Origin of the sequence: Rhodovibrio sodomensis, assembly GCF_016583645.1 — a bacterium.
Classification (GTDB): Bacteria; Pseudomonadota; Alphaproteobacteria; order Kiloniellales; family Rhodovibrionaceae; genus Rhodovibrio; species Rhodovibrio sodomensis.
The window spans coordinates 21,691-34,644 of sequence record NZ_NRRL01000048.1; the positions used below are offsets into that span (position 1 = coordinate 21,691).

Genomic DNA, 12,954 nt, shown 5'->3' on the forward strand with positions numbered 1-12,954 from the left:
TAGCAGGACGGTTCCCATGGCGCCCACTCCGCGCCCCGGCATCCTCGACATCGAGCCCTACGTCGGCGGCGAGGCCAGCCTGCCCGGCTTCGACCGGCCGGCGCGCCTGGCATCCAACGAGAACGCGCTGGGCGCGAGCGCGCGGGCGCGCCAGGCCTACCTGGCGATCGCCGACGACCTGCAGCGCTATCCGGACGGCGGCGCCGGCGCCCTGCGCGCGGCGATCGCCTCGGTGCATCGGCTGGACACCGGCCGGATCGTCTGCGGCGCCGGCTCGGACGAGTTGATCGCGCTGCTCGTGCGCTCCTACGCCGGGCCGGGCGACGAGGTGCTGTACAGCCGCCACGGCTTCCTGATGTACCCGATCGCCGCGACCACCGCGGGCGCCACCGCCGTCGCCGCCCCGGAGACGGCGGACCTGAAGGCCGACGTCGACGCCCTGCTGGCGCGGGTCGGCGGGCGCACCAAGCTGGTCTTCCTGGCGAACCCGAACAACCCGACCGGCACCTATCTGCCGCGGACCGAGCTGGAACGCCTGCGCGCCGGCCTGCCGGACGGCACGCTGCTGGTGATCGACGCCGCCTATGCCGAGTACGTCGACGATGCCGCCTATACCGACGGCGCGGACATGGTCGACGCGGGCGCCGCCGACGGCGGGGCCGAGGTCGTGATGACCCGGACCTTCTCCAAGATCCACGGCCTGGCCGCCCTGCGGCTGGGCTGGCTCTACGGGCCGCGGGAGGTGGTCGACGTGATCAACCGGGTGCGCGGGCCGTTCAACGTCGCCAAGCCGGCGCTCGCGGCCGGCGAGGCGGCGGTGCTGGACCGCGAGCACGTCGCCCGCTCGCTGGATCACAACAACCGCTGGCGCGACTGGTTCCGCCAGCAGGTCGGCGGCGCCGGGCTGGAAGTCCTGCCCTCGGCGGCGAACTTCGTGCTGGTGCGGTTCGCCGATCCGGCGCAGGCCGAGGCCGCGGTGACGCACTGCAGGCAGCACGGCGTGCTGACCCGGCAGATGGCGAAGTACGGCCTGCCCGACTGTCTGCGCGTCTCGATCGGTGCGGACTGGGAGATGCGCATGGCCGCCGACGCGTTCGCCGGGTTCGCCCGCCAGCACGGCCTCGACGGGGCGGAGCGAACGGCATGAGCGGTCCGGTGTTCGAGCGGATGGCGCTGATCGGCGTCGGCCTGATCGGCGCGTCGCTGTCGCTCGCCGCCCAGCGCCACGGCCTGGTCGGGGAGGTTGTCGGCTGCGCCCGTACGGCGGACACGCGCGAGAAGGCCGAGCAGCTGGGCATCTGCGCGCGCAGCACCGCCGACCCGGCGGAGGCCGTGCGCGAGGCCGACCTGGTGATGATCTGCACGCCGGTCGGGGCCTACGCCGGGATCGCGGAGGCGATCGCGCCCGCGCTTCGGCGCGGCGCCATCGTGTCCGACGTCGGCTCGGTCAAGCAGGCGACGATCCGCGACGTCGGGCCGGTGCTGCCGGACGGCGTGCATTTCGTGCCCGGCCACCCGGTTGCCGGCACCGAGAAGTCGGGGCCGGAGGCCGGCTTCGCCGAATTGTTCGCGCAGCGCTGGACCATCTTGACCCCGCCGCCCGGCACCGACACCCGGGCGGTCGAGCGGGTCACGCGGCTGTGGACCGGCTGCGGGGCGATGGTCGAGGAGATGGACGCCGGCCACCACGACCGGGTGCTGGCGATGACCAGCCACCTGCCGCACTTGATCGCCTACACGATCGTCTCCACCGCCGCCGACCTGGAGCCCGGAGAGATGCGCGAGGTGGTGAAGTTCTCCGCCGGCGGGTTCCGCGATTTCACCCGGATCGCCGCCTCCGACCCGATCATGTGGCGCGACATCTTCCTGAACAACAAGGACGCCGTGCTGGAAGTGCTGCAGCGGTTCAACGAGGACATCACCGCCCTGCAGCGCGCGATCCGCTGGGGCGAGGGCGATTTCCTGGAGGACCGGTTCCGCCGCACGCGCGAATTGCGCCACGAAGTCGTGCAGGCCCACCAGGCCGGCTCGTTCGACCCGCGGGAGCCCGACGTCACCCCGTCGACGCCGGCAGAACGGGCGTTAGCCGGCCAAGCGGCACCGGACCCAGGTACACCCGGCCCTCGCGGAAGCTGAGCGGGACGTCGACGGTCGTCTCCCCGGTCGCCGGGTCCCGGCGCCCCAGGGCCGCGATCGCCAGCTTGGCGTAGGTGACCGCGCTGCGCTCGATCCGGCCGGCCGCGGCGAGTTGGTCCAGCGCCGGGCCCAACCCCGTCACCGCGACGTCGAGCGTGCCCTGCGGGCGCAGCCGATTGTCCAGCGTGAGCGTGCCGTGGCCTCGCAGCCTGACCGGCGTCCAGGTCAGTTCCAGGTGGTCGACCGCGATCCGGCCGCCGCGCTGGCGCCAGGCCTGCAGAGCGCCGCGGGTCAGCTGGCGCGGCGCCTGGCCGATCAGGGTGCCGCGGACGGCCAGCCGGTCGACCTGGCGCCCGAACGCGGTGTCGAGCCGCGCCGGCAGCGCCAGCCCGTCGGTTTCCAGCGTGAAGTCCAGTGCGGGCGGCGCGTCCGCCGGCCGGCGTTCCGGGCCCAGGGCGACGAACAGCGCCGCCGCGTGCATCGGGCCGGCCGGCAGGCCGTCCAAGGCGACCTGCTCGAGCGTGATCTGCCCGCTGCGTAGGCCGCCCGCCGGCTTCAGCAACACCCGGCCGTGCGCCGTCTGGGCGTCCGCGCGCAGCTCCCGGCCGTCGACGGTGCGCAGGCTATGCGTGCCGGGCGCACGCACCCGCACGGTGAACGGGCTAAGGACGCCGGTCTCGCCGACCACGACCGGCCCTTCCCAGCGCCCGCCCTGCGGCGCCGCGACCACTGGCTGGCGCAGCCTCGCGCGCACGGTCGTCGGGAAGCCGTCGACCTCGGGGTCGGCGTTCTGGAAGCTGTACCCCTCCGCCCGACGCTCGGCCCGCCAGGTCTCGTAGCCGTCCTGCACGGCCCCCGCCGCCCAGACCCAGGTACCCGCCAGCGCCCCGCCGGCGAGCAGCAGCATGATCGCCGTGATCATGAGAACCTTGGTTCGCCGGCGCATTGGCGGCTCGCTCCCAGTGCGGATCGGAAAACGGGGTGGGTCGGCGGTGAGACCATAAGCTCCCGGCGGCCGGCCGTCATCCGGTGACCGCGCTTGGCACGCCTTGGCGGGGCTGGCGGCGATGCCTATGCTCTGCGGCGGCGCGCACCCGTTCGATGCCCTTTAATGAGGACCGCACCTTCATGACCGTCCAGGAACTGCCCGGGAAGCCGCGTCTGGATCCGCCGGGCGGGGATTTCTGGGTGTTCGGCTACGGCTCGCTGATCTGGCGGCCGGGTTTTCCGCACAAGGAAGCCCGACCGGCGATGCTGCGCGGCTTTCACCGCCGGTTCTGCGTCTATTCCCACCGTTACCGCGGCACGCCGGACTGCCCGGGCCTGGTGCTGGGGCTGGCGCGCGGCGGCTCGTGCCGCGGGCTCGCCTACAAGGTCCCGGCGGCCGAGGGCGAGGCGGTGATGGACTACCTATACGAACGGGAAATGGTGCTGGGGGTGTACGACCCCTATTGGCTCAAGGTCGCGCTCGACAGCGGAGACCCGGTGCGCGCGGCCGGCTTCGTGGTCGATCCCGGCCACCCGCAGTACGCCGGCCGCCTGTCGTACGACGAGATGGCGCGGCTGATCCTGCAGGGCGAGGGCAAGGGCGGGACCTGCCTGGACTACCTGCGCAACACGGTGCAACACCTGGAAGCGCTGGACATGCACGACCACGCCCTGCACCGCCTGCTGCGCGAGGTCGAGGCGCGGCAATCCCAGGCGGCCGAATAGGCGGATGCCCCGATAATCAGGCGGCGCAGCAACCGGCCGGCGCGGTACGCAACGCCGCCCGCACGGCGGCTGGTTACGCGTGGTCTTCCGCGTCGTCGTCGCCCTGGATGCCGAAGCCGGAGCACATGGCGATGATCAGCGGGAACCACAGGATCGCGAGCGCGAGCGCGGCGTAATACAGAATTCCGGGCCAGAAGAACGCGGCCGCGACCAGCGCCACGATGGCAAGCGCACCCAGCGCCATGACGGTGTTGAAGCCCATGAACCGCTCCGCTGTCTGCCAGGGCAGGATGAAAGCCGGGTCGGCATTCATCGCCAATTTGCTCTCGGATCGCCGGCCCGTGCCCGGACCCGGAAGTGACCGGAGCCAAGGTGCCGCGCGGAGCGCCCGCAAGGCAAGCGCCGGATTGACGCAGGAGGATTGACGCCGGACGGGCCGCGCGTGCCCCGTGTCGTGTGTACGGGGTTGCCTTGTACGGGCGCGGTTTTCGCGCGGCTTGACCCCTTGCGCGCGGCCCCATACCTAGACGACTGTCAGCCGCCGGCCCGCACAACCGGGCGCTCAGGCCCGGCCGCGGTCCCGACCCGGCACCCCGAACTTCGCGCACTAGAGCTGCCATGGCCGTCCTGCCCATCCTGATCGCGCCGCATCCGAGCCTGAAGCGGCGCGCCGAACCGGTCCAAGAGGTCGACGACGAGATCCGCCAGCTGACCGACGACATGCTGGAGACGATGTACGATGCCCCGGGCGTCGGCCTGGCGGCGCCGCAGGTCGACGTCGCCAAGCGGGTGATCGTGATCGACTGCGCGGACGACGGCGAGGCGCCGCAGCCCTACCGGATGATCAACCCGGAGCTGCTCTGGACCTCGCAGGACCAGGACACCCGCGAGGAGGGCTGCCTATCGCTGCCCGACATCTACGCCGACGTCACCCGCGCGGCGGCCTGCAAGGTCGCCTACCTGGACCAACGGGGCGAGCACCACGAGCTGGAGGCCGAAGGGCTGCTCGCGGTCTGCATCCAGCACGAGATCGATCACCTGAACGGCGTGCTGTTCGTCGACCATCTGAGTGCGCTCAAGCGCAACATGCTGATGCGCAAGCTCGCCAAGCAGCAGGCGGGCAAGAAGCCGAACAAGAAGGCGTCGGTCGGCGCCTGAGCCGGACAGCTCCGCTGCGACGGCCGCGCCGGGCCCGCGCCGACCCCGCCGGGCCCGCGCCGACCCGCCGACCCGTCCGACCCGTCGAACCCGCGCCCGTCGGCTGGCCCGGCGCGAGCGCACGTCCTAGCTTGAGCACCATGGCCGACACACTCCGCCTCGCCTTCATGGGAACGCCGGACTTCGCGTTGCCGACGCTGCGCGCCCTGCTGGACGCCGGGCATCAGGTCGTCTGCGTCTACACCCAGCCGCCCGCGCGCGCCGGCCGCGGCCACAAGGTGCAGCCGAGCCCGGTGCAGCAGGAGGCCGAGTCCCGCGGCATCGAAGTCCGCGCGCCCGAATCGCTGAAGGACGCCGAGGCGCAGCAGGCGTTCGCCGCCTTAAAGCTCGACGCGGCGGTGGTGGTCGCCTACGGCCTGATCCTGCCGCAGCAGATCCTGGAAGCGCCGCGGCTCGGCTGCGTCAACGTGCACGCCAGCCTGCTGCCGCGCTGGCGCGGCGCCGCCCCGATCCAGCGCGCCATCCTGGCCGGCGATGGCGAGACCGGGGTCAGCATCATGCAGATGGATACCGGCCTGGACACCGGCCCGGTGCTGGCGCGCGCGCGCACGGAGATCAGCCCGGATACCGACGCCGGCCAGCTGCACGACACCCTGGCGGCGCTGGGCGCGCGGCTGATCGCGCCGACGCTGGCGCAGCTCGCCGCCGGCGAGATCACCGCCGAGCCGCAGCCGGACAAGGGCGCGACCTACGCCCAGAAGCTGTCCAAGGACGACCGCGAGCTGCCCTGGGCGCGCCCGGCGATCGAACTGGAACGGCTGGTCCGCGCGTTCGCGCCCAGTCCCGGCGCGGTCGCCAAGCTGCCGCCGGCCAAGGACGCGCAGGCGACCGCGGACGGCGGCCCGCCCGACGGCGAGACGTTGAAGGTGCTGCGCGCGCGCATCGCCGGGGCCGCCCCCACCGGCACCGCCCCGGGCACGGTAATGAACGCGCAGGATTTCACCGTGGCGACCGGGCTTGGCTGCCTGCAGCTGGTGCGCGTGCAGCGCGGCGGCAAGAACCCGATGGACGCCGAGGAGTTCCTGCGCGGCACCCCGGTCAAGCAGGGCACGGTCCTGCCGTGACCGCGCGCCATACCCCGGCCGGATGACCCCGGCCGGATGACCCCGGCGACATGACACCGGCGATATGACACCGGAGCGGCCCGGAGCGACCCGCTGGAAACTGCTGCTGGAGTACCACGGCGGCGGCTTCGTCGGCTGGCAGCGCCAGGACAGCGGGCGCGGCGTGCAGCAGGCGGTCGAGGAGGCGGTGCACGCCCTGACCGGCGAACCCGCGACGGTGCAGGCCGCCGGGCGCACCGATTCCGGCGTGCACGCGCTGGCCCAGGTGGCGCACGTCGACCTGGTGAAGCCGCTCGACCGCGACACCCTGCGCGACGCGCTGAACCACTTCCTGCGCGGCGAGCCGGTCGCCGTCGTGGCGGCGGAGGTCGCGCCGGCGGACTTCCACGCCCGCTTCAGCGCGCTGGAACGCGGCTACCTGTACCGCATCCTGAACCGGCGGCCGCCGCCGGCGCTGGAGGCCGGCCGGGTCTGGTGGGTGCCCACCCCGCTCGACGCCGCGGCGATGCACGCGGGCGCGCAGCGCCTGGTCGGCCACCACGACTTCACCTCGTTCCGGGCGAGCGAATGCCAGGCCGCCTCCCCCCTCAAGACGCTCGACGCGCTCGCGGTCGCGCGCGACGGCGCGGAGATCCGGATCACCGCGCGCGCGCGCTCGTTCCTGCACCACCAGATGCGCAACATCGCCGGCACGCTGCGGCTGGTCGGGGAGGGCAAGTGGACGCCCGACGACGTCAGCCGCGCCCTGGCGGCCCGCCGGCGCAGCGCCGCCGGCCCGACCGCGCCCGCCGAAGGCCTGTACCTGACGCACGTACGCTACGACCCCGGCTGACAGCGGCGTACGCGTACGGCGTATGGCCACGGGCGTACGGCTTTAGGGCCAGATGCTGAGGGGTAGAGTCACCTGTCAACTGAGTCTTGCCATTTCTTCAAGAAGTTAGCGCCGCGGCGCGCCGACCGGCGCGCCAGCCGCGCGCCATCCGCCAGCCGCCCGGCGCGCCATCCGCCAGCCGCCCGGCGCGCCATCCGCCGGGCCGGCGGTCACTCTCGCCGTTCGACCGCCCGACGAAGCGCCTGCAGCTCCTCGCGCAGGCCGCGCAGTTCCTCGTCCAGCCGTTCGTGGCGCTGCTGGCGGACCGCCTCGCGCTCGGCCTCCTCGTCGGCCGCCTCGGCGCGGTGGTGCGCTTCCATCGCGTTGACGATGATCGCGATGAACAGGTTCAGGACGGCAAAGCTGGTCAGCAGGATGAACGGCACGAAGAACGCCCAGGCCCAGCCGTGCACTTCCATGACCGGGCGGACGATGCCCATCGACCAGCTTTCCAGCGTCATGATCTGGAACAGCGAGTACATCGACGCGCCGATCGAGCCGAACCACTCCGGAAAGCTGTCGCCGAACAGCTTGGTCGCCATCACGCCCGAGACGTAGTAGATCAGCCCCAGCAGCAGCACGATCGACCCTATGCCGGGGATCGCCGACAACAGCGCCTGCACCACCCGGCGCATCGACGGCACCATCGACACCAGCCGCAGCACGCGCAGCACCCGGAGCGCGCGCAGCACGGAGAAGCTGTGGGTCGCCGGAATCAGGCCGATCGCGACCACGCAGAAGTCGAACAGGTTCCACGGATCGCGCGGGAAGCGCCGGCCGTAGGCGACCATCTTGACGGCCACCTCGACGACGAACACTGAGAGGATCGCGGTGTCGAGCCCGACCAGCAGGCCGCCGGCGACCCGCATCGCGTCGTCCCAGGTCTCCAGCCCCAGCGTGACCGCGTTCAGGCAGATCAGCGCGGTGATCGTCTGGCGGACGCGCGGATGCTCGACCAGGTGGGTCAGGCGGGCGCGCCAGGTGCTTTGGCTCAGGGCATCGGTGGTCATGGGCGGGTGCGCGCCTGTCTTCGAGGGGGGGGTGGTCAGCCGCCCATAGATGCGCCTTTCGACCGCCGAATTCCAGGCCAGCGCGCGCGATTGGCGGCGTATCCACAAGGCAGATTCGCGCACAGGACAACCCGCCAGCCGTCGCGCGTCCGTCGACCCGGCGATTTCCGCGCGCCCGCCCCCTGCACGCCCCCGGCCGACATCGGGTCCGCCTAATCCCCGTCGGGCCCGCCGCTCGCCGGGGTGGTGCCCGGCTCGGGAATGCTGGTCTCCGGACGGTCGCCGCGGGCGCGGCCATGCTCCATCGTGCCGGTGCGGATATGCAGGTCGCGCTGGGGATAGGGGATCACGATGCCGGCCTCGCGGAACTTCTGGTCGATCGCGAAGCGCAGCTCGCTGGCGAGCGACAGGAAGTAGTCGGTGTCCCGGGCGAACACCCGCAGTTCGAAATGCAGCGCGCTCTCGCCGAAGCTCATGAACAGCACGTGGGCTTCCGGCATGCGCAGCACCTGCGGGTGCTCGCGCGCCACCTGCAGCAGCAGGTCGTGAACCTGCTGGGTGTCGGTGCCATGGGCGACGTGGACCGGCACGATCACGCGGCAGACCCGGTTGGTGTGGGTCCAGTTGATGATCGACTGGCTGATGAAGTCGCTGTTCGGGACGATCACCGAAGACATGTCGAACGTCTCGATCTCGGTCGAGCGCACGCGAATCCGCTTGATGTAGCCCTGATGCGCGCCGATCACGACCCAGTCGCCCACCTTGATCGGCCGTTCGAACAGCAGGATCAGGCCGGAGACGAAGTTGTTGACGATCGCCTGCAGGCCGAAGCCGATGCCGACCGACAGCGCGCCGGCGACGATCGCCAGGTTGGACAGGTTGAGCCCGGCGGTCGACAGCGCCACCAGCCCGGCCAGGATCAGCCCGACGTAGCCGGTGAAGGTGCGCAGCGATTCGCGCACCCCGATGTCGAGACGGGTCTGCGGCAGCACCCGGGTGTCGAGCGTCCGCTGGATCACCCGGGTGATCGACAGCACCACGACGAACAGCGCGATCGCGAACGCCAGGTCGAGCAGCGAGATGGTCACGCCGCCCACCTGGAAGCCCATCAGCGCGCCCAGCAGCAGCGCCCACAGGTCGTTCCACTCGACCCCCCAGAGCGGCAGCGCCAGCAGCACCCCGAGCGCAACCACCAGCATGTCGACGCCGGCCCCGATCCAGAACTGCAGGATCGGGGTCGTGCTGTCCTCCTGCCGGCGGCCGGTGCTGCGCAGCCGGGTCATCCGGAAGATCGCGCTGATGCCCTCGCGCGCCACCGCGTGCAGCAGCAGCAGCAGGCCGATCAGCACCCCGGTCAGGATGGTCCGGGTGATGATGTAGCGCGACAGCTCGAAGTAGCCGAGCAGGACCGAGCCCAGCACGCTCGCGCTCAGCGCCAGCACGCCCATCGCGGCCCAGGTGCGCGCCTTCCGGCGTCGGACCTGGCGCGCCTCGTCGGTGACGCCGTCGAGCTCCGGCGGCTGCCAGATGTCGCGCCGGGTCAGCGCCAGCAGCAGCACCGACACGGTCAGGCCGAACAGCAGGTGGTGGACCACCGCGATCGCCTCGCCCGCGTGCAGCACGCGGCCCATGCGCACCAGCAGGATGTCTGCGCCGAACACGATCGCGCCGATCCGGGCGATCCGCCCGACCCGGACCGCGCACGGGTCGGACACCGGCAACACCCGCCAGTCCGCCGCCTCGGGTGCGGTCACCGCGCGCGCCAGGCCGTCGATCAGGAACGCGAACGCGACCGCGAGCGCGGTGTTAAGCGCCAGCTCGTCGAGCAGGCCCTGCATCAGCCCGACCGTCTCCAGATAGGCGTACAGCGCGCCCATCGCGAGGCCGGGGACCAGCAGGTAGAACAGCGTGTGCAGCAGCGCGCCGGTCAGGCGGACCAGGGTGGGCGGCGGCTCGGCCTGCGGCTTGCGGCCGAAGCGCCGCAGCAGCACACGGCGCAGCAGGAACGCGACCCCGAGGCCGACCAGCACGATCGCCAGCGCCCCGCCGGCGATGTTGTTCCAGTCGGCGCGTTCGCGCTTCAGCTGTTCGGAGGTCGCGATCACGCTGTACAGCCGCGCGAGCGAGCCGGTCAGCTGTTCGCTCGCGCGCACCCAGGTGTCCGGCGACAGCGGCGACGGCCCGCGCACCAGCAGGCGGTTGGTAAACCGCTGGCGGGTGGCGGCCTGCACCTGGTTGAGCAGCTCGTCGGCGCGCGCGATCGCCAGCTGCGCCTGCTTCAGCCGGGCCTGCTGGGCGTTCAGCTGCTGCTGCAGCCGGTCGCGCTCCATCGCCACCGGCCGCGGCTCGCGCCCGTCCTCCGGCGCGGGGCCGAGCGCATCCAGCAGGCGCTGGGTCGACTCGACCTCCGCCTTCGCCGCCGCCTCGATCGCGGCGGCGCGCTGGCGCAGCTGCGGCAGCCGCTGGCGCCAGTAGCTCAGGCGGTCGTCCGACAGCAGCCCGCTGCCGATCTCCTGCGCCGCCTGCTCGGTCCGCCGCAGGACCTCCTCGAGGGTGAGCGGCTCGGGCGCCGTATCCCCGCCATCCGCCTGCGCCGCCTGTCCGCCGCTGCCGCCCGATTGCGCGGATGCGGGCTGCGCCGGCAGCACGACCGCCGCCAAAGCGCAGACGAGCGCCAGCAGACTGGCGTACAGGCCCTGGCGGATCGCGGCGCGGAACTGGTCGCCGATCGGAGCGTGGATCGGGGCGCGAATCGGGGCGGCGAACGGGGATCGGGCGGTCACGAAGACAGGCTCACCGTCGATGGGATCACGGGCGCCCAAGGTAACGACCCACGCGCCTGTGTCACGCCCCCGATAGGCGAGCGTTCGGTGTCAGCCGGCCGCCGGGGTCACACCGACCACACGCCGGACGTCCCCTACCGCCGCCCCGGCGCCGCCCGCCGGTACGACAGCGCCTCCGCGACGTGAATCCGGCGCACCTGCGCCTGCCCGTCGAGGTCGGCCAGCGTGCGGGCGACGCGCAGGACTCGGTGGTAGCCGCGGGCGGTCAGGCGGATCCGTTCGACCGCCTGGCCCAGCAGGGTGCGGCCGCCGTCGTCCGGGGCGGCGACGCGTTCCAAGAGGGTGCCGTCGGCCTCCGCGTTCGCGCGGATGCGCGGGCCGGGTTCGTCCGCGTAGCGCGCGCCCTGCACCGCGCGCGCCGTGGCGACACGGCCCGCGACCTCGGCGCTGCCCTCGGCCGGCGGCGGCAGGGTCAGGTCGCCGGCGCTGACCGAGGGGACTTCGACGTGCAGGTCGATCCGGTCGAACAGCGGGCCGGAGATCCGGGCCTGGTAGTCGATCGCGCACTTCGGCGCCCGCGCGCAGGCGAGCCCGGCGTCGTCCAGATAGCCGCAGCGGCACGGGTTCATCGCCGCCACCAGCTGGACCAGCGCGGGGTAGGTGACGTGCGCGTTGGCCCGGGCGATCGACACCCGGCCGGTCTCCAGCGGCTGCCGGAGCGCCTCCAGCGTCTGCCGGTTGAACTCCGGCAATTCGTCCAGGAACAAGACGCCCAGGTGGGCGAGCGAGACCTCCCCGGGCCGCGCGCGCAGGCCGCCGCCGGTGAGCGCGGGCAGCGAGGCGGAGTGGTGCGGGTCGCGGTAGGGCCGCCGGCGCAACAGCTTGCCCTCGTCGAGCGCGCCCGCGACCGAGTGGATCATCGACACCTCCAGCGCCTCGGACGCGTCGAGCGGCGGCAGCAGGCTCGGCAGGCGGGCGGCCAGCATCGACTTGCCGGCGCCCGGCGGGCCCACCATCAACATGTTATAGACGGGAGACCCTACTCAGGGTAGCATCGCTGCCCTTTACCTTTAACCGAGTATCGTATGGACCAGCCCGCACCAACAGCCGCCGCCAAGACCAAGGCTTACAGCTATTTACGGTTCTCGACACCCGACCAAATGCGGGGCGACAGCCACCGCCGACAGACTGAGTTGGCCCGACAGTACGCGGTGCGGCACGGACTAGACCTCGACGACAACCTGACGTTCAACGACCTCGGAGTGTCGGCATTTCGAGGACGTAACGCAAAGGCCGGCGCCCTCCGTGCGTTCCTCGATGCCGTCGAGTACGAGTACGTCTCGGAGGGGAGCTATCTTCTGGTCGAGAGCCTTGACCGTCTCTCGCGAGACGAAATCCTGAGCGCCCAAGCCCTGTTCATGCAGATCGTTGGTGCGGGGATCAACCTAGTCACACTCCAAGACAGGCGCTGCTACTCCAAGGCTACGATCAACGCCAACCCAACGGACCTCATAGTCTCTATCGTAACCATGATGAGAGCGCATGAGGAGAGCGCAACCAAGCAACGGCGGTTGAAGGCGGTCTGGAAGAACAAGCGCGACCGAGCCACCGACCGGCCCATGACGGAGAAGGCACCGGCATGGCTTCGCCTGGACAGGGAAGCTGGCGTCTTTGAGGTGATCCCCGAGCGAGCAGAGATGGTCAGACGCATCTACAGCATGGCTGAGGCCGGTGTCGGTTATGAACGGATCGCACGAACGCTGAACGAAGAGGGTGTCGCGACCTTCGGGCGCTCGGAAGCGTGGCAACGGAGCTACGTCGTGAAGCTCCTGTCCAACGAAGCCGTGATCGGCACCTTCGTTCCGCATGTCACCGAGTACCTGGAAGGCCACAAGGTCCGAAGGCCGCAAACGCCGATCACTGACTACTACCCCGCCATCATAGACCGGGAGACGTTCGAGCGCATGAGGGCGCAACGGTCGGAAGCTAGGGCGCCATCGGTGCGCGGAACGGGAACCCTGCGAAACCTCTTAGGACACGCCCAACGATAACAGAATCGGTATGGCTGTCTTTGGGTGCGGCGGTTTGACTCGGGCGGGCGGGATTCCCGTTCACTGGGAGGTATCGTAAGTATGCCAGATGATCGACCGGCGCGGGAT

The 12,954-nt window shown here is 71.6% G+C and carries 11 protein-coding genes and 1 pseudogene; 7 read left to right on the forward strand and 5 right to left on the reverse strand.

The window, feature by feature from the left end; genetic code table 11:
- Positions 1-16: 16 nt before the first annotated feature.
- The gene (locus CKO28_RS15765) at positions 17-1,147 is read left to right on the forward strand and encodes a pyridoxal phosphate-dependent aminotransferase (protein ID WP_200341760.1); all 1,131 of its coding nucleotides are present in this window, start codon (positions 17-19) and stop codon (positions 1,145-1,147) included.
- Positions 1,144-2,136, forward strand: coding sequence for a prephenate/arogenate dehydrogenase family protein (locus CKO28_RS15770; protein ID WP_200341761.1), 993 nt, complete (start codon positions 1,144-1,146; stop codon positions 2,134-2,136). Before CKO28_RS15765 ends, CKO28_RS15770 begins: the two co-directional genes overlap by 4 nt.
- On the opposite strand, the gene CKO28_RS15775 is transcribed toward CKO28_RS15770, so the two are convergent.
- Positions 2,054-3,082 carry a DUF2125 domain-containing protein gene (locus tag CKO28_RS15775; protein WP_200341762.1) on the reverse strand — a complete coding sequence of 343 codons (1,029 nt, stop codon included), beginning with the start codon at positions 3,080-3,082 and terminating at the stop codon, positions 2,054-2,056. The two genes, CKO28_RS15770 and CKO28_RS15775, sit on opposite strands and share 83 nt — an antisense overlap.
- A 182-nt stretch (positions 3,083-3,264) precedes the next feature.
- Between CKO28_RS15775 and CKO28_RS15780 the strand changes: the two genes are divergently transcribed.
- Positions 3,265-3,849, forward strand: a complete 585-nt coding sequence (locus CKO28_RS15780; RefSeq protein ID WP_200341763.1) for a gamma-glutamylcyclotransferase — start codon at positions 3,265-3,267, stop codon at positions 3,847-3,849.
- A 73-nt stretch (positions 3,850-3,922) separates the two neighbouring features.
- On the opposite strand, the gene CKO28_RS15785 is transcribed toward CKO28_RS15780, so the two are convergent.
- A complete protein-coding gene (locus CKO28_RS15785) occupies positions 3,923-4,162 on the reverse strand; it encodes a hypothetical protein (protein ID WP_200341764.1) in 240 nt (79 codons plus the stop codon).
- A 305-nt stretch (positions 4,163-4,467) separates the two neighbouring features.
- Here CKO28_RS15785 and def point away from each other — a divergent pair, with 305 nt between their 5' ends.
- The 3 genes from def (at position 4,468) to truA (ending at position 6,963) form a co-directional block, all read left to right on the forward strand.
- Positions 4,468-5,007, forward strand: a complete 540-nt coding sequence (gene def / locus CKO28_RS15790; RefSeq protein WP_200341765.1) for a peptide deformylase — start codon at positions 4,468-4,470, stop codon at positions 5,005-5,007.
- 140 nt (positions 5,008-5,147) lie between these two features.
- On the forward strand, positions 5,148-6,131 hold the full coding sequence (gene fmt, locus CKO28_RS15795) for a methionyl-tRNA formyltransferase (RefSeq protein WP_200341766.1): 984 nt from the start codon (positions 5,148-5,150) through the stop codon (positions 6,129-6,131).
- Between the two features lie 64 nt (positions 6,132-6,195).
- Complete coding sequence (gene truA, locus CKO28_RS15800) at positions 6,196-6,963, forward strand: tRNA pseudouridine(38-40) synthase TruA (protein ID WP_200341767.1); 768 nt, start codon at positions 6,196-6,198, stop codon at positions 6,961-6,963.
- A 209-nt stretch (positions 6,964-7,172) separates the two neighbouring features.
- Here truA and CKO28_RS15805 read toward each other — a convergent pair whose 3' ends face one another.
- The 3 genes and pseudogenes from CKO28_RS15805 to CKO28_RS15815 form a co-directional block, all read right to left on the reverse strand.
- Positions 7,173-8,012, reverse strand: coding sequence for an ion transporter (locus CKO28_RS15805; RefSeq protein WP_200341768.1), 840 nt, complete (start codon positions 8,010-8,012; stop codon positions 7,173-7,175).
- Positions 8,013-8,224: 212 nt separating this feature from the next.
- Entirely contained in the window at positions 8,225-10,795 is a 2,571-nt protein-coding gene (locus CKO28_RS15810; RefSeq protein ID WP_200341769.1) for a DUF3772 domain-containing protein, read from the reverse strand.
- 134 nt (positions 10,796-10,929) lie between these two features.
- Positions 10,930-11,823: pseudogene (locus tag CKO28_RS15815) on the reverse strand (YifB family Mg chelatase-like AAA ATPase); the annotation flags it as partial.
- Between the two features lie 57 nt (positions 11,824-11,880).
- On the opposite strand from CKO28_RS15815, the gene CKO28_RS15820 reads away from it, so the two are divergent.
- Positions 11,881-12,846 carry a recombinase family protein gene (locus tag CKO28_RS15820; protein ID WP_200341771.1) on the forward strand — a complete coding sequence of 322 codons (966 nt, stop codon included), beginning with the start codon at positions 11,881-11,883 and terminating at the stop codon, positions 12,844-12,846.
- Positions 12,847-12,954: the final 108 nt, after the last annotated feature.

Excerpts from the sequence above, each read along its gene's own strand:
- CKO28_RS15765 (WP_200341760.1), top strand. The coding sequence starts at position 17 with ATGGCGCCCACTCCGCGCCCCGGCATCCTCGACATCGAGCCCTACGTC.
- CKO28_RS15820 (WP_200341771.1), top strand. The coding sequence starts at position 11,881 with ATGGACCAGCCCGCACCAACAGCCGCCGCCAAGACCAAGGCTTACAGC.
- CKO28_RS15805 (WP_200341768.1), bottom strand. The coding sequence starts at position 8,012 with ATGACCACCGATGCCCTGAGCCAAAGCACCTGGCGCGCCCGCCTGACC.
- CKO28_RS15770 (WP_200341761.1), top strand. The coding sequence starts at position 1,144 with ATGAGCGGTCCGGTGTTCGAGCGGATGGCGCTGATCGGCGTCGGCCTG.
- CKO28_RS15785 (WP_200341764.1), bottom strand. The coding sequence starts at position 4,162 with ATGAATGCCGACCCGGCTTTCATCCTGCCCTGGCAGACAGCGGAGCGG.
- CKO28_RS15780 (WP_200341763.1), top strand. The coding sequence starts at position 3,265 with ATGACCGTCCAGGAACTGCCCGGGAAGCCGCGTCTGGATCCGCCGGGC.
- truA (WP_200341767.1), top strand. The coding sequence starts at position 6,196 with ATGACACCGGAGCGGCCCGGAGCGACCCGCTGGAAACTGCTGCTGGAG.
- CKO28_RS15775 (WP_200341762.1), bottom strand. The coding sequence starts at position 3,082 with ATGCGCCGGCGAACCAAGGTTCTCATGATCACGGCGATCATGCTGCTG.
- fmt (WP_200341766.1), top strand. The coding sequence starts at position 5,148 with ATGGCCGACACACTCCGCCTCGCCTTCATGGGAACGCCGGACTTCGCG.
- def (WP_200341765.1), top strand. The coding sequence starts at position 4,468 with ATGGCCGTCCTGCCCATCCTGATCGCGCCGCATCCGAGCCTGAAGCGG.